This is a genomic window from Arsenophonus nasoniae (assembly GCF_004768525.1).
GTDB lineage: Bacteria > Pseudomonadota > Gammaproteobacteria > Enterobacterales > Enterobacteriaceae > Arsenophonus > Arsenophonus nasoniae.
On sequence record NZ_CP038620.1, the window covers coordinates 1 to 20,958 of the forward strand.

Sequence of the window (20,958 nt, forward strand, 5' to 3'; positions counted from 1 at the left end):
AGAACGTAGCACGCTACGCGTGAGCGGCGCAGCGTTGCTGCTTCGGAGATGTTAATGAGTTGAGTACTGTTTTATACTCTGCAGTAGGTTAATTTTTTTTAGGTATTCATCTCGATGGCGCGCAATAAATCTCCCAGAAAGCGTAAACCAGGTAAATCAGGAAGACCACCAGTTACTTCACGTGTTACACCGCCTGTTTATCCGAAACGTTTTATGATCTCTCTCCCACCCGAAAACGATGATGACAGACCGACTGAATTTTTTTATAACACCCCAAAAGAGGCCATACAGCATTGCGTCCGACTTGGCCCTCAATTTTTTCTCGACACTCAGTATTATCCGCCGCTAGTCACGATTATCAGGGGTTTTGAACAACGTCCAGACCAAGCCGATGACGCTGGATACAACTGCACTGAGGGGGGAATAACTGAAAGTCTGCCTGCCGATGAATTCATCACCTATACGGAGCTAGGGATAATCCCTGTCTCCTTCGAACCCTGGGATAAACACACCGATAACTGGGCTGACAGACCTGACAATTTTTGTTTCTCTAGCAAGATGCCCATAGGGTAAATTAGCCAGATGTATATCCCCCGCCCTGATAAACTACTTTTTACCATTGATGACGGTTGGAATAAGTTCCTCGAAAAATACGGCGATAGCGTTAGTTCGTGGACGCGTTTATCTGTCGAGCGCATGCTTGCCTGCGGTACTTGTGCCATGGGTGTCCGGCGCTATTGTTGCGCTTCGCCTGATTGTTCTCACAGCCGTTTTTTCTGCCAAAGCTGTAAATCAAAAGCCTGCAGTTCATGTGGTTTCAAAGCCACCGAGCAGTGGTTAGCACAGCAGGTCCATGTTTTGCCAGACTGTGAATGGCAACACATTACTTTCACCATGCCCCATCTCCTTTGGCCTTTTTTCAACAATAACTGGCCGCTACTTAACGCCCTGTTTCGTGCTGCTACCCGAGCGATGCTGCAGTGGGCGAACGAACAGGGTATCGAAATTGGTATTTTCTGTGCCTTGCACACTTATGGCCGGCAACTCAATCAACATCCGCATGTTCATGTTTCCGTCACGCGCGGCGGTTTGGATAGTAAACATGGTGTATGGCGAAAGCTGTTCTTCAAAAAAAAGGCAGTCGAAAAAATCTGGCGAGGGGCTGTCATCCGACTACTGCGCCACAGTTATGATTTAATTAATCCTGGCCGTCTTCCCGGTCTTGGCCATATCCGTGACAAAAAACATTGGCGGCGTTACTTGAGAGCGCAGTACGGACGTTATTGGAAAGTGCACTTTGCTAAAAAAACGAAAGGGGCCTGGCATAGTGTTAAGTACCTCGGCCGCTACCTTAAACCCCCACCGGTATCTGCGTCAAAACTGCGGCATTACCGAGGGGGTGCCGTTGTCCATCATTACCATGACCACCGGACTGGCCAGCACCGGCAGCAAACTCTGCCGCAGGAAGAGATGATTAGGCGCTATATTGTCACCGATCATGCAAAACTGATCCACTAACGATCATCTAAAACTGATCCACTTGGTATTATTCGCACATTTTTGTACGGATAATTTATGTTAACCAAGGAGATATTTGTGGATATTCATGTTCGCTTTGCACAAGGACAAAGCCTTCGAAAAATTGCCAGTGAGTTGGGTATATCCCGTAACACCGTAAAACATCATTTACAACAACCGACTAAATTATCCCCCTTTAAACCTTATTTGCTTCAGCGAATTGAACTGGCTAAACCTGATTGGATCCCTGCAACAGTCTTATTTGATGAGGTAGTTGAAAACGGCTATCAAGGTGGTATTGCTCAATTACGCCGATTTGTTTGTCAATTTAAACCAAGCATTGTTCCCGAAGTAGTCGTCCGTTTTGAAACACAGCCAGGTCAACAAATGCAAATCGACTTCACCAGCATCCGGCGAGGTAAAAAATCGCTGAAAGCGTTTGTTGCAACGCTAGGCTATTCGCGTGCGAGTTATGTAAAGTTCTTTGATAATGAACGAGCAGAATCGTGGCAGCAAGGTTTAAGAGAAGCTTTCGACTACTTTGGTGGTGTACCACAGGAAGTATTGTGTGATAACGCAAAATCCCTCATCATCGAACGGGATGCTTATGCAGAAGGTGATCATAAATTACATGTCGAAATGCTTCAAATGTCGAAAGATTACGGGTTTAAATTGAAGGCTTGCAAGCCCTACAGGGCAAAAACGAAAGGGAAAGTAGAGCGCTTTAACCACTATTTAAAAAACAGCTTTATCGTGCCATTAAACACCGACCTTCGTGCTCATAATCTTGAACTGGATATTGAAATAGCTAATGCAAAAGTGGGTCCATGGTTACAACGCGTTGCCCATCAGCGAATTCATGGAACAACGTTAGAGAAGCCAGCAGATAGATTAGCTAAGGAAGTTAAGTCTCTTCTACCCTTACCAGCAAGGGTTTGCCAATCTATCCCACAGACTAATACGCTTAATATCCCTATCGTACCGCCCCTTGAATCTGTCAGTTTGCAACACTCAATCAGCGTATACGAAGCATTACTGGGAGGTGAACATGTTATTGCATGAACAAATTGAACACCTGTGTGAGTCATTGAAATTAAATTCTATTCCGACTCATTGGTCATCACTTGCCGAAAAATGCATTGCCCAAGACAAAAGCTACGGAGAGTTTTTACTGTCCCTGTAAAAATGTGAGCAACAACAACGAGATGAACGAACTCGTAATCTTTTGAGTCGGATGGCAGGATTCGCAGCACATAAAGAACTTAATACGTTCGATTTTAAGTTTGCAACGGGGATCCCCAAACAACACATACAGGAATTAAGCGCATTAACGTTTATTGAACGTAATGAAAATGTCGTGTTGCTTGGCCCAAGCGGTGTAGGCAAAACGCATTTAGCTATTGGGTTAGGATTAAAAGCAGTACAGGCCAAGAAGAAAACCCGCTTTACCACGGCAGCTGAACTGATGTTGCAACTCTCAACTGCCAAACGACAAAATAAGCACAAACAATATCTATCACGTTCGGTGATGGCCCCGAAGTTGTTGATTATCGATGAGATTGGATACCTGCCGTTTGGGCGAGAAGAAGCAAACCTGTTTTTCAATGTGATTGCCAAGCGTTATGAGCATGGCAGTGTCATATTGACGAGTAACCTATCATTTGGGCAATGGCCAAGTGCTTTTGCTGATGACGCAACATTAACTGCCGCTATGCTTGATCGTTTACTTCATCATTCGCATGTACTGCAATTAAGCGGTGAAAGCTACCGATTGAAAGATAAGCGGCGCTCAGGAGCAATAACTGAGTAAAACAGTGGATCAATTTTGATTGATCGGATTTAGATAAAAAGTGGATCAGTTTTCGGTGATCGTTGACACTATATCAGCCATATTCCGGCCAGGCATTTTAAAATGGTGCGTTACTCTGGTTTTTTGTCGAATCGTAAACGAGGAAAACTATTGCCGAAAGTGTATAAGGCACTTGAGATGACGCCACGTAAAAAACCGGAAACCCCGGGTTTTGCTGTGTTGATGAAAGGATTTCTGCGCACTGATCCGTACAAATGTATTCTGTGTGGTGACAGGCTACTTTTCACCAGTGCTCAGATGGGTAAAAAAGCAACGGAATTGTTATCAGAAAGACTACACCACATGGAAAAAAAACGATGGTTACGCAGCTAAACGCAGGATCAATATGTCTAAAATCAGGAAATTAGGTTAGAAATTACACTATTTGAGGAAATATTAACTGGCACCAAACACAATAAATCGATTTCCTCTCCTTTTTGCAATAAGGGATGGTTTTTGCTCCTCACTTTAAAAGCGATTCAATTTCCTAACCATGAACTACGGGGTGACTGTAGTTCGGAATCACTGCCCCTTTAGTTCCTTTCAGGAAAGCCCCTATTAGGTAGCGTTGCATCGTTAGACAAAGGCAGGGAATGTTACCGTAATGAGATTAAGCCTGTTGCTAAATAGTGGAATTAGTTATGACTTACAAAAAAGTTAGGAATTGATTATAAAAAAAACATACATTAAATTAAAAATAACCTATATTAGATTAATAAACATACTGATTTTGTGTTTTTTAGATGTATCTGAGTCGTTTTTGTTTAAAGCCGATTAATTTCACTATTTAGCAACAGGATTATTATAGTTTCTAATTTAATTGTGCCTATTCATCTTTTGAAAGAATAGCTTTTATTGAAGCTTTTACTTTATTTGATGAAAATACCTCATTATCTCTAACTAAATATGGAATAAGCTTAAATTTCAAATTCTTTTTATTTCCATCAAGTTCAAAACTTAATGTTTTTTTATCATTAATTAATTCCTGTGACTCATCATTCCATACACCAATTCCAAAATTTTCAAAATTAGTTTTAAAATATGCTTGATCAGCAGTAAATGGGGTTCCAACAAAATTTAAATTAATTTTTTCATTAGGAAGTGTTTTTTTACAAATAATGTTAATTTGAAACCCATCAAATTTTTTTTCATGAGAAAAAATATCTTGTGATATTATATCATTTACATTAAATTTCATAGGTAAGTTACTAATATTACATATTTTATTTACATTAATTTTAGATTCTTCAAATTTAATTAAAACAAGAGGTTTATCAGAGTATTCTTTTGTTTTACTTGCAAATAAAGTATATAACTTAACATAAAACTCTGGGACAACAATAGTCCCATCAAGGATGCTCTTTTTTAGTCTAATATTAACAATTCCCTTTGATCCCGTATCAAATGCTTCTACTTCATGGAACATATTTTCAGCATTATTCGATACATTATAAAAAGGAACTTGCTTATAACCTTGACTATAAACATGTATTTTTGTTTCTACTTCTACAAAATCATTTAAACTGATATACCCAGATTCACTTTCAACGCTATTTATATTTTCGTAAACGGCTTTATAATAAAAAGGTCCGAGTGTATCATCGAACTTATCAGCTTTACATGTTCCATTATAACTTTTATTCATATTATATTCGCTATTATAAACAACTCCTTTTGACGGGTATTGTTCAGATGATTTTCCAAGTTTAACAATTATTTCTTCATCACTGAAACACGTATAATTATCATTAGCCCATACGTTTACTGAAATAAATATGGTAATGGGAAAAATAGTAAATAATTTTTTTATTAAGTTTGATAAATGCATTATATTCTCTCTATATTGAAAATATATAAAATCTTTCCTTAAAAGCTTAGTTTTTTACATATTCACATTTAATTCTAAATCAAATTTATTTGGTATATAAATTATTTTTATACTCTTCTCATAAGAAGATGATTCTGTTTTTGCATTTACTTTTACTTCTCCAAAAGTATCACTTTTTAACTTAATATTATAAATTCCATTAATATCTGTATTAATATCTTTTTGAAAACTAATTTCCGGTGCATTAACATGAACTTTAGCAAAAGGAATCGGATTGTCATATTGATCAACAACTGAAATTTTAACTTCATTTTCTTCTTTTTTGTCTGCAACAGCTGGTTCTTTTTTATTAATCCACTCCAGATTGATTTCTGCCGTTTCCTTATCGCCTCTAAAGGTGGTCTTATTGATGGTGTCTTTACCATTAACCGTGGCCGTTACGGTATAAGAGCCGGCTTTTTTACTGGTTATCTTGGCGGTTGCTTTACCGTCTGCGTCGGTTTTACCTGTTACCGGCTCAATAGTTGCCCCGTCGCTAACCGTAAAGGTAACGTCAATATTAGATACCCGATTACCTTCGCTATCCGTTACCGTGGCCGTCACCACATTTTCGGCTTTTCCATTTGCTGGGGAGTTATCCGGATCAATTACCAAATTGGCCTCGGTAATTTCTGCCGTTTCCTTATCGCTTCTAAAGGTGGTCTTCTTGGTGGTGTCTTTACCATTAACCGTGGCCGTTACGGCATAAGAGCCGGCTTTTTTACTGGTTATCTTGGCGGTTGCTTTACCGTCTGCGTCGGTTTTACCTGTTACCGGCTCAATAGTTGCCCCGGCGCTAACCGTAAAGGTAACGTCAATATTAGATACCCGATTACCTTCGCTATCCGTTACCGTGGCCGTCACCACATTTTCGGCTTTTCCATTTGCTGGGGAGTTATCCGGATCAATTACCAAATTGGCCTCGGTAATTTCTGCCGTTTCCTTATCGCCTCTAAAGGTGGTCTTCTTGATGGTGTCTTTACCATTAACCGTGGCCGTTACGGCATAAGAGCCGGCTTTTTTACTGGTTATCTTGGCGGTTGCTTTACCGTCTGCGTCGGTTTTACCTGTTACCGGCTCAATAGTTGCCCCGGCGCTAACCGTAAAGGTAACGTCAATATTAGATACCCGATTACCTTCGCTATCCGTTACCGTGGCCGTCACCACATTTTCGGCTTTTCCATTTGCTGGGGAGTTATCCGGATCAATTACCAAATTGGCCTCGGTAATTTCTGCCGTTTCCTTATCGCCTCTAAAGGTGGTCTTCTTGGTGGTGTCTTTACCATTAACCGTGGCCGTTACGGCATAAGAGCCGGCTTTTTTACTGGTTATCTTGGCGGTTGCTTTACCGTCTGCGTCGGTTTTACCTGTTACCGGCCCAATAGTTGCCCCGTCGCTAACCGTAAAGGTAACGTCAATATTAGATACCCGATTACCTTCGCTATCCGTTACCGTGGCCGTCACCACATTTTCGGCTTTTCCATTTGCTGGGGAGTTATCCGGATCAATTACCAAATTGGCCTCGGTAATTTCTGCCGTTTCCTTATCGCCTCTAAAGGTGGTCTTCTTGGTGGTGTCTTTACCATTAACCGTGGCCGTTACGGTATAAGAGCCGGCTTTTTTACTGGTTATCTTGGCGGTTGCTTTACCGTCTGCGTCGGTTTTACCTGTTACCGGCTCAATAGTTGCCCCGTCGCTAACCGTAAAGGTAACGTCAATATTAGATACCCGATTACCTTCGCTATCCGTTACCGTGGCCGTCACCACATTTTCGGCTTTTCCATTTGCTGGGGAGTTATCCGGATCAATTACCAAATTGGCCTCGGTAATTTCTGCCGTTTCCTTATCGCCTCTAAAGGTGGTCTTCTTGGTGGTGTCTTTACCATTAACCGTGGCCGTTACGGCATAAGAGCCGGCTTTTTTACTGGTTATCTTGGCGGTTGCTTTACCGTCTGCGTCGGTTTTACCTGTTACCGGCTCAATAGTTGCCCCGGCGCTAACCGTAAAGGTAACGTCAATATTAGATACCCGATTACCTTCGCTATCCGTTACCGTGGCCGTCACCACATTTTCGGCTTTTCCATTTGCTGGGGAGTTATCCGGATCAATTACCAAATTGGCCTCGGTAATTTCTGCCGTTTCCTTATCGCCTCTAAAGGTGGTCTTCTTGATGGTGTCTTTACCATTAACCGTGGCCGTTACGGCATAAGAGCCGGCTTTTTTACTGGTTATCTTGGCGGTTGCTTTACCGTCTGCGTCGGTTTTACCTGTTACCGGCTCAATAGTTGCCCCGGCGCTAACCGTAAAGGTAACGTCAATATTAGATACCCGATTACCTTCGCTATCCGTTACCGTGGCCGTCACCACATTTTCGGCTTTTCCATTTGCTGGGGAGTTATCCGGATCAATTACCAAATTGGCCTCGGTAATTTCTGCCGTTTCCTTATCGCCTCTAAAGGTGGTCTTCTTGGTGGTGTCTTTACCATTAACCGTGGCCGTTACGGCATAAGAGCCGGCTTTTTTACTGGTTATCTTGGCGGTTGCTTTACCGTCTGCGTCGGTTTTACCTGTTACCGGCCCAATAGTTGCCCCGGCGCTAACCGTAAAGGTAACGTCAATATTAGATACCCGATTACCTTCGCTATCCGTTACCGTGGCCGTCACCACATTTTCGGCTTTTCCATTTGCTGGGGAGTTATCCGGATCAATTACCAAATTGGCCTCGGTAATTTCTGCCGTTTCCTTATCGCCTCTAAAGGTGGTCTTCTTGGTGGTGTCTTTACCATTAACCGTGGCCGTTACGGCATAAGAGCCGGCTTTTTTACTGGTTATCTTGGCGGTTGCTTTACCGTCTGCGTCGGTTTTACCTGTTACCGGCTCAATAGTTGCCCCGGCGCTAACCGTAAAGGTAACGTCAATATTAGATACCCGATTACCTTCGCTATCCGTTACCGTGGCCGTCACCACATTTTCGGCTTTTCCATTTGCTGGGGAGTTATCCGGATCAATTACCAAATTGGCCTCGGTAATTTCTGCCGTTTCCTTATCGCCTCTAAAGGTGGTCTTCTTGGTGGTGTCTTTACCATTAACCGTGGCCGTTACGGCATAAGAGCCGGCTTTTTTACTGGTTATCTTGGCGGTTGCTTTACCGTCTGCGTCGGTTTTACCTGTTACCGGCCCAATAGTTGCCCCGTCGCTAACCGTAAAGGTAACGTCAATATTAGATACCCGATTACCTTCGCTATCCGTTACCGTGGCCGTCACCACATTTTCGGCTTTTCCATTTGCTGGGGAGTTATCCGGATCAATTACCAAATTGGCCTCGGTAATTTCTGCCGTTTCCTTATCGCCTCTAAAGGTGGTCTTCTTGGTGGTGTCTTTACCATTAACCGTGGCCGTTACGGCATAAGAGCCGGCTTTTTTACTGGTTATCTTGGCGGTTGCTTTACCATCTGCGTCGGTTTTACCTGTTACCGGCTCAATAGTTGCCCCGGCGCTAACCGTAAAGGTAACGTCAATATTAGATACCCGATTACCTTCGCTATCCGTTACCGTGGCCGTCACCACATTTTCGGCTTTTCCATTTGCTGGGGAGTTATCCGGATCAATTACCAAATTGGCCTCGGTAATTTCTGCCGTTTCCTTATCGCCTCTAAAGGTGGTCTTCTTGGTGGTGTCTTTACCATTAACCGTGGCCGTTACGGCATAAGAGCCGGCTTTTTTACTGGTTATCTTGGCGGTTGCTTTACCGTCTGCGTCGGTTTTACCTGTTACCGGCTCAATAGTTGCCCCGGCGCTAACCGTAAAGGTAACGTCAATATTAGATACCCGATTACCTTCGCTATCCGTTACCGTGGCCGTCACCACATTTTCGGCTTTTCCATTTGCTGGGGAGTTATCCGGATCAATTACCAAATTGGCCTCGGTAATTTCTGCCGTTTCCTTATCGCCTCTAAAGGTGGTCTTCTTGATGGTGTCTTTACCATTAACCGTGGCCGTTACGGCATAAGAGCCGGCTTTTTTACTGGTTATCTTGGCGGTTGCTTTACCGTCTGCGTCGGTTTTACCTGTTACCGGCTCAATAGTTGCCCCGGCGCTAACCGTAAAGGTAACGTCAATATTAGATACCCGATTACCTTCGCTATCCGTTACCGTGGCCGTCACCACATTTTCGGCTTTTCCATTTGCTGGGGAGTTATCCGGATCAATTACCAAATTGGCCTCGGTAATTTCTGCCGTTTCCTTATCGCCTCTAAAGGTGGTCTTCTTGGTGGTGTCTTTACCATTAACCGTGGCCGTTACGGCATAAGAGCCGGCTTTTTTACTGGTTATCTTGGCGGTTGCTTTACCGTCTGCGTCGGTTTTACCTGTTACCGGCCCAATAGTTGCCCCGTCGCTAACCGTAAAGGTAACGTCAATATTAGATACCCGATTACCTTCGCTATCCGTTACCGTGGCCGTCACCACATTTTCGGCTTTTCCATTTGCTGGGGAGTTATCCGGATCAATTACCAAATTGGCCTCGGTAATTTCTGCCGTTTCCTTATCGCCTCTAAAGGTGGTCTTCTTGGTGGTGTCTTTACCATTAACCGTGGCCGTTACGGCATAAGAGCCGGCTTTTTTACTGGTTATCTTGGCGGTTGCTTTACCGTCTGCGTCGGTTTTACCTGTTACCGGCTCAATAGTTGCCCCGGCGCTAACCGTAAAGGTAACGTCAATATTAGATACCCGATTACCTTCGCTATCCGTTACCGTGGCCGTCACCACATTTTCGGCTTTTCCATTTGCTGGGGAGTTATCCGGATCAATTACCAAATTGGCCTCGGTAATTTCTGCCGTTTCCTTATCGCTTCTAAAGGTGGTCTTCTTGGTGGTGTCTTTACCATTAACCGTGGCCGTTACGGCATAAGAGCCGGCTTTTTTACTGGTTATCTTGGCGGTTGCTTTACCGTCTGCGTCGGTTTTACCTGTTACCGGCCCAATAGTTGCCCCGTCGCTAACCGTAAAGGTAACGTCAATATTAGATACCCGATTACCTTCGCTATCCGTTACCGTGGCCGTCACCACATTTTCGGCTTTTCCATTTGCTGGGGAGTTATCCGGATCAATTACCAAATTGGCCTCGGTAATTTCTGCCGTTTCCTTATCGCCTCTAAAGGTGGTCTTCTTGGTGGTGTCTTTACCATTAACCGTGGCCGTTACGGCATAAGAGCCGGCTTTTTTACTGGTTATCTTGGCGGTTGCTTTACCGTCTGCGTCGGTTTTACCTGTTACCGGCTCAATAGTTGCCCCGGCGCTAACCGTAAAGGTAACGTCAATATTAGATACCCGATTACCTTCGCTATCCGTTACCGTGGCCGTCACCACATTTTCGGCTTTTCCATTTGCTGGGGAGTTATCCGGATCAATTACCAAATTGGCCTTGGTAATTTCTGCCGTTTCCTTATCGCCTCTAAAGGTGGTCTTCTTGATGGTGTCTTTACCATTAACCGTGGCCGTTACGGCATAAGAGCCGGCTTTTTTACTGGTTATCTTGGCGGTTGCTTTACCATCTGCGTCGGTTTTACCTGTTACCGGCCCAATAGTTGCCCCGTCGCTAACCGTAAAGGTAACGTCAATATTAGATACCCGATTACCTTCGCTATCCGTTACCGTGGCCGTCACCACATTTTCGGCTTTTCCATTTGCTGGGGAGTTATCCGGATCAATTACCAAATTGGCCTTGGTAATTTCTGCCGTTTCCTTATCGCCTCTAAAGGTGGTCTTCTTGATGGTGTCTTTACCATTAACCGTGGCCGTTACGGCATAAGAGCCGGCTTTTTTACTGGTTATCTTGGCGGTTGCTTTACCATCTGCGTCGGTTTTACCTGTTACCGGCCCAATAGTTGCCCCGGCGCTAACCGTAAAGGTAACGTCAATATTAGATACCCGATTACCTTCGCTATCCGTTACCGTGGCCGTCACCACATTTTCGGCTTTTCCATTTGCTGGGGAGTTATCCGGATCAATTACCAAATTGGCCTCGGTAATTTCTGCCGTTTCCTTATCGCCTCTAAAGGTGGTCTTCTTGATGGTGTCTTTACCATTAACCGTGGCCGTTACGGCATAAGAGCCGGCTTTTTTACTGGTTATCTTGGCGGTTGCTTTACCATCTGCGTCGGTTTTACCTGTTACCGGCCCAATAGTTGCCCCGGCGCTAACCGTAAAGGTAACGTCAATATTAGATACCCGATTACCTTCGCTATCCGTTACCGTGGCCGTCACCACATTTTCGGCTTTTCCATTTGCTGGGGAGTTATCCGGATCAATTACCAAATTGGCCTCGGTAATTTCTGCCGTGTAAGTATTTGCGATAAAAGTAAGATCTGCTTCAGATTTGCTATTATTTGCAGCTGCTGTAATCTTAACACTTTCAGCTTTAGTATTGGTGACGCTGAAAAAAGCATCACCATTAACGTCCGTTAAGATTTCATCTTTTTTGGGTATAGCATTATTATTAGCAGTAAAGCCTACATAAATACCAGAAACTTTGTTCCCATACTCATCAATAACTACTGCTTTTACTTTGTTTTGGTTTTTACCGTTAGCCACCTGATTATTAATGATAATTTCTAGTTTTCCTGCTCTTATTGTGGCTGTTTCTTTATTTGCCTTAAATTTAATTTTCGCATTTTTACTATTACCATTATCCATCAGTGCAGTAATCCAACCTTCACCAGCAGCTTTACTACTAACATTAATAGATGCTTTGCCGTGACTATCTGTTTTTACGATTAATTTTTTATTATCAGTATCATTACCGGAGAATAATGTCACACCTGATTGTCCGTTTGACAAATTAAGACCACTTATATTAAAAGCAATATTTTCATTCTTAAGTGGAGATCCATTCTTGTCATTAACAATCGCAATAACTGTATAATATTCAATATCATTTGCTAATAAAATCGACTGAGGGCTAATAGTCAGATCACCACTAAAATCATTTGTAGACCGATTAACCCTAATGATCGTTGTTGCCTTATTGGACTCATTGCCATTATTATCAGTCCCTATAGCACTAATATAATATTCCGCGGGGAGGTTGTTTTTTTCATTGAGACTGTTATAGATAGGAAAGGTTATGATCCCTTCTGTTTGTGAAATTTGCTTAAAATGTCCTTTATCTTCAATAAGTTTAGGATCAATAATCCATTTGATATTCTTTAAACCATATTTCGTCTTATTTACGGTAACATTAATCCGATGAGTATCTCTGGCTTCACCTACTATCTCCCGGGGTAAAAAGATATTCAATAAATCTTGTTTACGATATTGCATCACAATATCGTAATTTCGGTCAACAAAATCATATTTATTCCCAACTAAACTACGCATAACATCAACTGCATCAGGATTCAATTGTTGAGAAAGAGGCACGCCAAAACGATAATTCACATCTAAACTAATTTTTGTATCATTACGATCACCGATTGAACGTTCAGCTTTTAAAGTAAGTAATGGTATAGGGGTATAATTTAATCCCATTATCAACGATTGCGCATCATCCTTTAGATATTCGGGATTTACCCCTGTTCCAAGATGAATCCCTTTGCCAAAATATTTTTCATACTTAATACTACTACCCAACTGAGGGTATTTTGGTAAATAGGCTTCTGCGCGAACATCAAAACCGGTAGCAGGGCGCTCATCATAATCATCCATTACAGATATTTTTGATTGATGCCAGTCAGTTAATCCAAAATAACCATTAATTGCCAATTTTAGATAATCGATCCAGGCTTCACCCCCAACACCCAATCGAGCATTACCGCCCGTATAATCATAGTCATAAAAGGTATTAATTCCGAACATCCAATTTCGCCAATATTTTCGATATCCTAAACCCAGATTTATCGTATTTCTATCAGTATTGTTTCTGAGTCCTAATTGGGTAAACAAAAGATTATTGGGTTCATCAATAACAGGTAATAAAAAATCCCCAGAAATATTTTTATCTGAACTAAAAGAAATTCTTGCTTTTCCATACTGATTTAACCAATCATTAATTTGTTGGTTAACTAATCCTTGTCCTATGCTTTTAGCATAATTAATGGAATTATCGACGAAATTATCACTTGATAGAATATCACCCATTAATGTAAAAGATGAAGCAAATTTCTCTTCATTATTATTTTCTTCTGGTAAAATTTTAGTACTACCTAAATTTGGTAAATATTTTGTTATGTTTTCTACATTATCATTATTTTTTATATTCTCTGGGAATGAATCCTGATATCCATGCTTTTGTTCTACAATAGAATGATTATTTTTTCTATCATTGTCGATCAAAGACTGTATACCTGCTATTGTTTCAGCCATCTCTGCATTTTCAATAGCTTTTGCTACATGAGATAGAGGAAAAAATAAAATAGAGAACAACTGAAAAAACAATAAAAAATAAGCAGGGATTTTATTAAAATCACCTTGTTTTACTAACATAATATTTACCTAAAAAGGAATGAAATATTTCGTATTTATGTATTAAATAATAGATTTAATACATATTATAATAAATATTAGAAATAATATATATATATTTTTCATTAATTTTTTTGTAAGTTAATTTTATTATATAAAATAATAAGAAAAAATTAATATGTTAACTTATATTTTTTTAATTTAAAATTAATGTTATATTTGATAATTATTTTATTTAAAATAATAATATGTTTTTACATAAAATATGTCATTAATTAACAATAAAAACTATTAAGTTAAATATTTTAACAAAAAATAATTAAATATTATTTTTATATTTTGAAAAATAATGAACGAATCAGCCTACGGCTGCAAATCGATAACTTAAAATACTGTGGATTCACACAAACCAATTAAAACACGTTGTAGGCTATTCTGAGCGCATCTTAAATTTTAAACATATCTTCCCTATCCACCTTCACTTATCCATTAAAAATTCTTCACAGAGCGATTGAGTGAGTTTTATTAGGTGTATTGAGTATGAATGAAGGTTATATTAAGCCTATTGCTAAATAGTGGAATTAATTATAACTTACAAAAAAGTTAGGAATTGATGATAAAATAACCATACATTAAATTAAAAATAACCTATATTAGATTAATAAACATACTGATTTTGTGTTTTTTAGATGTATCTGAGTCGTTTTTATTTAAAGCCAATTAATTTCACTATTTAGCAATAGGCTTAATTAACGCAGGGATTATTGTATTAATTTCAATTATTTTATCTGTCGTAAAAGTAAATGACGTGAATTTATATACGTCATCTTTGGGATTGGCTAATGCCCTCTAGATTTTCACTGGGAGAAAATTCGATTATTTTAAAATAAAAATCCGTGTTGAACTAGCGGGCACAGCCTTATCAATGGCCGGCATCTTAAATCATTTCGTTAATTTCCTTATAACCCCAACAAATTAAGTTTATATTTATATATTACTGATAAGCAATTGATTATTATGTTTACTCATAAATTTAAAAACGCTCTTATCTAATAACACCTAAGACTTAGGTGTTTTTTTTATTTTTTAATATTACTTATATTTAAGTTAAATAAAATTTATTCAAATAAAAATACTTTGAACTTTAATTCCAACACTAGGGAAATATCGGAGCATAGTAATTTAATATCTTCATGTTTCTATTATTAATATAGATAGTCATTATTATAATTATAAATAGAGGAGAATAATATGTGGGTATTAATTTTTACTATGTTTTCAACTCCTTATTCAACAAATAACTTTGCCAGTATTCATACTCCGGAATTTAAAACGGAACAAGGTTGCCAGCTTGCAGCAAAGGAATTTAGAAATAATTTTGAGAATGAATCACTAAACTACCTTAAACCTGTTGCTAAATAGTGAAATTAATTGGCTTTAAACAAAAACGACTCAGATACATCTAAAAAACACAAAATCAGTATGTTTATTAATCTAATGTAGATTATTTTTAATTCAATGCATGGTTATTTTATCATCAATTCCTAACTTTTTTGCAAGTCATAATTAATTTCACTATTTAGCAACATGCTTAAGGATTTGACAGCCTAGAACGTAGCACGCTACGCGTGAGCGGCGCAGCTACGCTGCTTCGGGGGTTTTCATGATTTAAGTACTGTTTTATACTCTGCGATAGGTTAATTTTTTCAGGTATTCATCTCGATGGCTCGCAATAAATCTCCCCGCAAGCGTAAACCGGGTAAATCAGGCAGACCTACGGTGACTTCACGTGTTACATCACCTGTTTATCCGAAACGTTTTATGATCTCTCTCCCACCCGAAAGTGATGATGACAGACCGACTGAATTTTTTTATAACACCCCAAAAGAGGCCATACAGCATTGCGTCCGACTTGGCCCTCAATTTTTTCTCGACACTCAGTATTATCCGCCGCTAGTCACGATTATCAGGGGTTTTGAACAACGTCCAGACCAAGCCGATGACGCTGGATACAACTGCACTGAGGGGGTAATAACTGAAAGTCTGCCTGCCGATGAATTCATCACCTATACGGAGCTAGGGATAATCCCTGTCTCCTTCGAACCCTGGGATAAACACACCGATAACTGGGCTGACGAATCTGGCAATTTCTGTTTCTTTGGCAAGATGCCCATAAGGTAATTGAGTCAGATGTATATCCCTCGTCCTGCTAAACTACTTTTCACCATTGATGACGGTTGGAATAAATTCCTCGAAAAATACGGCGATAGCGTTAGTTCGTGGACGAGTTTATCTGTGGAGCGCATGCTTGCCTGCGGCACTTGTGCCATGGGTGTCCGGCGCTATTGTTGCGCTTCGTCTGATTGTTCTCACAGCCGTTTTTTCTGCCAAAGCTGTAAGTCAAAAGCCTGCAGTTCATGTGGCTTTAAAGCCACCGAGCAGTGGTTAGCACAGCAGGTTCATATTTTACCCGACTGCGACTGGCAACACATTACTTTCACCATGCCACATCTCCTTTGGCCTTTTTTTAACAATAACTGGCCGCTACTTAATGCTCTGTTTCGGGCAGCCACTCGAGCTATGCTGCAGTTGGCTCGCAAACAGGGTATCGAAATTGGTATTTTCTGTGCCTTGCACACTTATGGCCGGCAACTCAATCAACATCCGCATGTTCATGTTTCCGTCACGCGCGGCGGTTTGGATAGTAAACATGGTGTATGGCGAAAGCTGTTCTTCAAAAAAAAGGCAGTCGAAAAAATTCGGAATCACTGCCCCTTTAGTTCCTTTCAGTAAAGCCCCCTATCAGATAGCGTTGCATCGTTAGCCTTTTTGGAAAAAAAGGCAGGGAATGTTACCGTAATGAGATTATTTAATTGCCTAATCAAATCAGTTCTGGTAAAGGTTAACTGCATCGAACCTTTTTTGAACCAGCGCACAAGAAAATATTCAGTCTCGAACGTCCGTATATCTCTCGATACCTTGTAGTTGATTTCATTGCCTAATCTTTTTTGTGTATCGGGTACTCTTTTGCCGTCCAGCAGTGAAAATATGCTGTGCAATTGGTTTATTTCAGACCTTTTTAGAAATGTAGCTGTTCTACCGGAGGTTGATGTAAGATGAATAGCATCTTCAATAACAAGTTTTTTTTCAAACAGACACGGACGGTCGGATTCGCTATGCCATGACAACCCTTTTACTACAGACTTGAAGTTGTCTATCAGTAGTGTTTCCCTGTTGCATTCTTCCTCGATGAAAAAACTTTTTACATTTTCAGAATTAAATAAAGGGATTGCTTTATCTATGCCACCCAAGGTTGCCTGTAGCCTTTTGATTTGTTCATCAGAAGCAAACTGATGTAATTCAGATTTTTCTACAGTTAAATTCCAAAGCCGAGTATCTAGGTTCTTGTCGAAGTTAAAAAAATGTGCCCCTAACCCCTCCTGTTTCCTATATTCTTTATCCGTTCCTGTCAATGAATCAATGTTAAAAATGTCGGAATTGATTGCTTCATCTGGATAGTACAAGGTTACGCCAGTCTTGCTTACAGCTTCTTTAGCTAAGCTGACTGATTCAGCTATGAGTTTTAATCCTTGCGTGTAGAGGTCAACAGCCCTGTCACGAATTGCAACAATATTATCTATCTCATTGTAATTTAATACTTCTGCACTATCATGGTGGATTAAACTTTTCATGGTGATGGTCATATATTCCTACCTTTTTATGGATAATACGATGATATAAATATCAACGTAGACATATAAAATTAAATGTTTCTTGTTAGGCAATGATAATTGTATTACACACAGAATTAAAATCAATAAAATAAAGGTGTGAGATAGCATTTATTTTGTTTTTGAATAATTCACATTTCAATCGCAATAATATTAAATCACATTTCAAAAAAGAATAATTAAATATAAGTTTATTTTAACCTTAACTGGAATCAATTAGGTAATGATTTAAACATAATTAAATTAACAGGAATCATTCGTTTATTATTTGCTTATTCATTTTATCTTTTGTTTTTATTTTTTCTCCGATTCCTCTACCAAATGCCACACCAGAATAAAAAGAATTTTTGAGCCATTAATATTAAATTGAGAATGAAAAAAGCATTTACAGAATAGAAAAAACAATACGGATATCTGTTATTTTTTTTGAAAAAAAACATTCCATTTTTATATTCAGTATAGGATTATAAAAAAATATACCTTTTAATGATTTATAAAACTACCCTAAAAGCCATTTTCGATTTGACTGCTTCGCACTAGCTTCTCTCCAACTTGACAGCCTCCAAAGGGCAGGACTTTACGGCGCACTAGGTAAAAACTTCTGCCACACAGATCTTTGGCGTGATAGCGTGGCGAAGTGAGTTTCAATCGATTGATTATGTTAATAAAAAAACAAAATGAGATGTGCAATTTCTAAAGACTGAGTTTTCATCGGGTTTACCGTGTCAGATTATGGAAAAAACACCCTTAAATTCGCACTGTACGCCACTGAGGGAGGTTTTTCTGATGAACGAAGCAGTCTAGAGGATGCAAATCGACACCTGGCAGATTTTCGCCAAAGGTCTGGTTCAGAAATCGATTTTAAGGCGTATGTAAGCTCCGTGACGGCATTTCCTGCCATCAAGCCAGAGAAGAGCTACCGTCACGTTCACAGAATCGCTTATAATTCGTTGTAGGACTTTTACGGTTTGATGTGATTTGATAGTAAGTTCAAAAGAAAGGGATCGCCTACGGCTCACAGGACAAGCGCCAACACTTAATCATCTAAGCTGTGTAGAGCTATTTCCCCTATTTTTGTTTTTCTTACCCCCTTCACAAGTATGTTAATTCTACTATTGAGGCTTTTTGTAAGCTCTTTGGTTTGCTTGATGCTTGTTCTCAATATCCTAAACTTAGTTTCGTACTCGCTAATTAACTCCCGTAATTTTGCGTTCCGCATAGAGAATTTCGACACCATGTAATGCCCGTCTTCTGTTTTTGGTGCATCCCTGACCGCAACGACCTTGCCTGTTTCAAGATCTCTTTTGATTTTTGTCCATCTGATGCGGTGACTTACACCATTCAAAGCATAGGTTGGCAGGTAGGGCGTAAAAATGCCGAGTGTTTTCACCTCGGTAAGAAATTCCTGAATCAATTGCCGCGCCACACTTGCATCAAACTCGACCATAGTCTCACAGACCTTGAGAGCATTTTGCAGTTTTTCCAAAGCTAACTTCTCGTATATCATACCCATAAAACCTACCTAAAAAAACGTTCCTTACGATTATTAACTATAGCCTAAAGCCCTATGCATGGACTTATTGGGAATGATAACCTCAAAAATCCAATAAGTCCATACACCCCCTATATGGACTTATTGAAAACCTCTATCATAGAATACAATAAGTCCATATACCCCCTATGTGGACTTATTGAGAATGAACGCCACCAGAAACCAATCAATTCAAAAACCCTCTTCTGTATGCTGATCATTTAACCAGTAAATCACCCCTTAAAATATTGACATGTGTCACGAAACATGATCATATAATATATACCTATTTTTAAATAAAATTAAAGAAAAGGTATAAATTTTAAATTATTCCCGATTGCGTTATTTGATTATCTGACAGGAATATAAAATTGAAAAATAAAATACTCATTGTAATAAGTGCTTTGATGACTTCCCCTTTCGGTCATTCCTCGATGGTTGATTTGAAAAATACAGCATGGGAAAAATACGCCAAGATTTGCGATATTGACCCACTGCTTCTATATGCTATTGCACTTAAAGAAAGTTCTCATCGGATAGGTAGTGGTAGCTTTGTTGCGCCTTACAAATATGCACTGAATAACCCTGTTTTAGGCTCCTACTATCCCAAAAATAAGGCAGAAGCCGTCCGAAAAGTTAATGAGTTCGTTAAAGTTTCCAACCTCACGGACATTGGTATTACACAAATAAATTGGAAGTGGAACGGGAGTAGATATGTTTCAACTCCTTCTGAATTGCTAGATTTAGACAAGAACATTGAAGTATCAGCAAAAATATTGTGCGCTGCCATAGCACTATCACCAAATGATATAGCGCAAGCGATTGGTAATTACCATACACCGAATCCAGCTATGCGAAAAAAATCTAAGGCATACGGTGAATCCGTCCTATTAATATGGCAAAGGTTGAATAGCTATGAATAAAAAAATAAAGGAATATAATACTTTAATGTGTAGCGTTTTCCTTGATTCAATCAAGATCGGAAATTGTAAAAATATTTCACTATCTGCTAATGATAAAAGCTATTTCTCAGAAAGTTATGAAAGTGTATGTGATTTTATTGAGCAACAAAAAAGCCCAGCTTTTATTATTTCTTACAGTGAAAAAAATAAAAGGCAAAGTTTAACCCCCCATACTGATGATATTATTAGAGAAGCTATCAATAATGTTTATTATTTAAAATTTCATTCCCTGATTAACACAGCTATAATTAATAGCATGGAAAGTTCAAGTGGAAATTATTTCTTTTGGTTCTCTGATAATAAATCTTTTCAAAAAATAAGCTCGTTATCATTTAAGGAATTAATTCATGCTATTTGTAATTATAGCATTCAAATAAACCTAATTTACCGACCATCAGAAATATTGATTATGGATATTAAAAAACTAAATAGGAGTGATGTAATTGCAATTTATCTGAAATCAAGAATGGCTATGTGCTGTAAGGAAAAATAATGTTACTTATAATGCCAGATGAAGCTGGATTAGCAGTGGAAATGATAAAGCTCGGATTCAGGAAAGCTATTATATTATCTGAAATACCTTCACTCTCTTCTTCTGCTTTTGATTGTCTTAAAAATGAAGCAGGGTTAAGCGGTAACGGTTACGATGAAAAACGGTTAAGGCGGTTAAAGAAAGTTAACAGGGTTTTCGTAGACGATAATTTGAAAAAACATGGTTCTCTTTTTCTTTATGTTTATTTGATAATGGCTTCAAATCCAAAAAATAAAATGAACATTGAAGAACTCGTGAGTGCCTACAGCTCCTATCGTGAGTTGTACAATGTTCATTGCAATAGCTACAACGATACTTTGAAGTCAGAGATGATTGATGCAAATATGGCTTGGCAGATAGCCACAGCATACCGTAGTGATGTGATAGATTTGGTAGGCTGTTTTTATTGCAGAAATAAGTATATGTATTTGACTTGCAATGCTGATACGGTCTGTAACATGAAATGCGCGTTTTGTGGAAAAAGCCATTATTAATCATAATGGTATAA

At 39.3% G+C, this 20,958-nt stretch carries 11 protein-coding genes and 4 pseudogenes; 11 read left to right on the forward strand and 4 right to left on the reverse strand.

The window, feature by feature from the left end; genetic code table 11:
* Positions 1-114: 114 nt before the first annotated feature.
* The 5 genes and pseudogenes from ArsFIN_RS23830 to ArsFIN_RS23850 form a co-directional block, all read left to right on the forward strand.
* On the forward strand, positions 115-573 hold the full coding sequence (locus ArsFIN_RS23830; protein WP_246067600.1) for a hypothetical protein: 459 nt from the start codon (positions 115-117) through the stop codon (positions 571-573).
* A gap of 9 nt (positions 574-582) precedes the next feature.
* A pseudogene (locus tag ArsFIN_RS23835) lies at positions 583-1,488 on the forward strand (IS91 family transposase); the annotation flags it as partial.
* 87 nt (positions 1,489-1,575) lie between these two features.
* On the forward strand, positions 1,576-2,580 hold the full coding sequence (gene istA / locus ArsFIN_RS23840) for an IS21 family transposase (protein WP_135678948.1): 1,005 nt from the start codon (positions 1,576-1,578) through the stop codon (positions 2,578-2,580).
* Positions 2,567-3,328: pseudogene (istB, locus tag ArsFIN_RS23845) on the forward strand (IS21-like element helper ATPase IstB). Before istA ends, istB begins: the two are co-directional and overlap by 14 nt.
* Positions 3,329-3,397: 69 nt before the next feature.
* A pseudogene (locus tag ArsFIN_RS23850) lies at positions 3,398-3,700 on the forward strand (IS91 family transposase); the annotation flags it as partial.
* Between the two features lie 493 nt (positions 3,701-4,193).
* On the opposite strand, the gene ArsFIN_RS23855 reads toward ArsFIN_RS23850, so the two are convergent.
* Complete coding sequence (locus tag ArsFIN_RS23855; protein WP_026824060.1) at positions 4,194-5,195, reverse strand: fimbrial protein; 1,002 nt, start codon at positions 5,193-5,195, stop codon at positions 4,194-4,196.
* Between the two features lie 54 nt (positions 5,196-5,249).
* Entirely contained in the window at positions 5,250-13,715 is an 8,466-nt protein-coding gene (locus ArsFIN_RS23860; protein WP_135678950.1) for an Ig-like domain-containing protein, read from the reverse strand.
* A 1,230-nt stretch (positions 13,716-14,945) separates the two neighbouring features.
* On the opposite strand from ArsFIN_RS23860, the gene ArsFIN_RS26800 reads away from it, so the two are divergent.
* From ArsFIN_RS26800 to ArsFIN_RS23870, 3 genes and pseudogenes are all read left to right on the forward strand, one after another.
* Complete coding sequence (locus ArsFIN_RS26800) at positions 14,946-15,116, forward strand: hypothetical protein (protein ID WP_155847022.1); 171 nt, start codon at positions 14,946-14,948, stop codon at positions 15,114-15,116.
* 300 nt (positions 15,117-15,416) lie between these two features.
* On the forward strand, positions 15,417-15,875 hold the full coding sequence (locus ArsFIN_RS23865; RefSeq protein ID WP_210409137.1) for a hypothetical protein: 459 nt from the start codon (positions 15,417-15,419) through the stop codon (positions 15,873-15,875).
* Positions 15,876-15,884: 9 nt separating this feature from the next.
* A pseudogene (locus ArsFIN_RS23870) lies at positions 15,885-16,454 on the forward strand (IS91 family transposase); the annotation flags it as partial.
* A gap of 26 nt (positions 16,455-16,480) precedes the next feature.
* Here ArsFIN_RS23870 and ArsFIN_RS23875 read toward each other — a convergent pair.
* The gene (locus ArsFIN_RS23875; RefSeq protein ID WP_026823132.1) at positions 16,481-17,398 is read right to left on the reverse strand and encodes a DUF4942 domain-containing protein; all 918 of its coding nucleotides are present in this window, start codon (positions 17,396-17,398) and stop codon (positions 16,481-16,483) included.
* A 1,063-nt stretch (positions 17,399-18,461) separates the two neighbouring features.
* Positions 18,462-18,911: a conjugative transfer protein MobI(A/C) gene (mobI, locus tag ArsFIN_RS23880; RefSeq protein WP_135678953.1), complete on the reverse strand. Its 450-nt coding sequence runs from the start codon at positions 18,909-18,911 to the stop codon at positions 18,462-18,464.
* Between the two features lie 416 nt (positions 18,912-19,327).
* On the opposite strand from mobI, the gene ArsFIN_RS23885 reads away from it, so the two are divergent.
* The 3 genes from ArsFIN_RS23885 to ArsFIN_RS23895 are packed head-to-tail and all read left to right on the forward strand — an operon-like array spanning position 19,328 to position 20,944.
* A complete protein-coding gene (locus ArsFIN_RS23885) occupies positions 19,328-19,879 on the forward strand; it encodes a transglycosylase SLT domain-containing protein (protein WP_081700662.1) in 552 nt (183 codons plus the stop codon).
* Positions 19,872-20,411, forward strand: coding sequence for a hypothetical protein (locus ArsFIN_RS23890; protein WP_026823129.1), 540 nt, complete (start codon positions 19,872-19,874; stop codon positions 20,409-20,411). The genes ArsFIN_RS23885 and ArsFIN_RS23890 overlap by 8 nt, the downstream gene beginning before the upstream one ends.
* Positions 20,411-20,944 (forward strand): FlhC family transcriptional regulator, encoded by a 534-nt coding sequence (locus ArsFIN_RS23895; protein ID WP_026823128.1) that lies wholly within the window; start codon positions 20,411-20,413, stop codon positions 20,942-20,944. Before ArsFIN_RS23890 ends, ArsFIN_RS23895 begins: the two co-directional genes overlap by 1 nt.
* The last annotated feature ends 14 nt before the right edge of the window (positions 20,945-20,958 follow it).

Excerpts from the sequence above, each read along its gene's own strand:
- ArsFIN_RS23895 (WP_026823128.1), top strand. The coding sequence starts at position 20,411 with ATGTTACTTATAATGCCAGATGAAGCTGGATTAGCAGTGGAAATGATA.
- ArsFIN_RS23875 (WP_026823132.1), bottom strand. The coding sequence starts at position 17,398 with ATGACCATCACCATGAAAAGTTTAATCCACCATGATAGTGCAGAAGTA.
- ArsFIN_RS23830 (WP_246067600.1), top strand. The coding sequence starts at position 115 with ATGGCGCGCAATAAATCTCCCAGAAAGCGTAAACCAGGTAAATCAGGA.
- ArsFIN_RS23860 (WP_135678950.1), bottom strand. The coding sequence starts at position 13,715 with ATGTTAGTAAAACAAGGTGATTTTAATAAAATCCCTGCTTATTTTTTA.
- ArsFIN_RS23865 (WP_210409137.1), top strand. The coding sequence starts at position 15,417 with ATGGCTCGCAATAAATCTCCCCGCAAGCGTAAACCGGGTAAATCAGGC.
- ArsFIN_RS26800 (WP_155847022.1), top strand. The coding sequence starts at position 14,946 with ATGTGGGTATTAATTTTTACTATGTTTTCAACTCCTTATTCAACAAAT.
- ArsFIN_RS23855 (WP_026824060.1), bottom strand. The coding sequence starts at position 5,195 with ATGCATTTATCAAACTTAATAAAAAAATTATTTACTATTTTTCCCATT.
- ArsFIN_RS23890 (WP_026823129.1), top strand. The coding sequence starts at position 19,872 with ATGAATAAAAAAATAAAGGAATATAATACTTTAATGTGTAGCGTTTTC.
- istA (WP_135678948.1), top strand. The coding sequence starts at position 1,576 with ATGTTAACCAAGGAGATATTTGTGGATATTCATGTTCGCTTTGCACAA.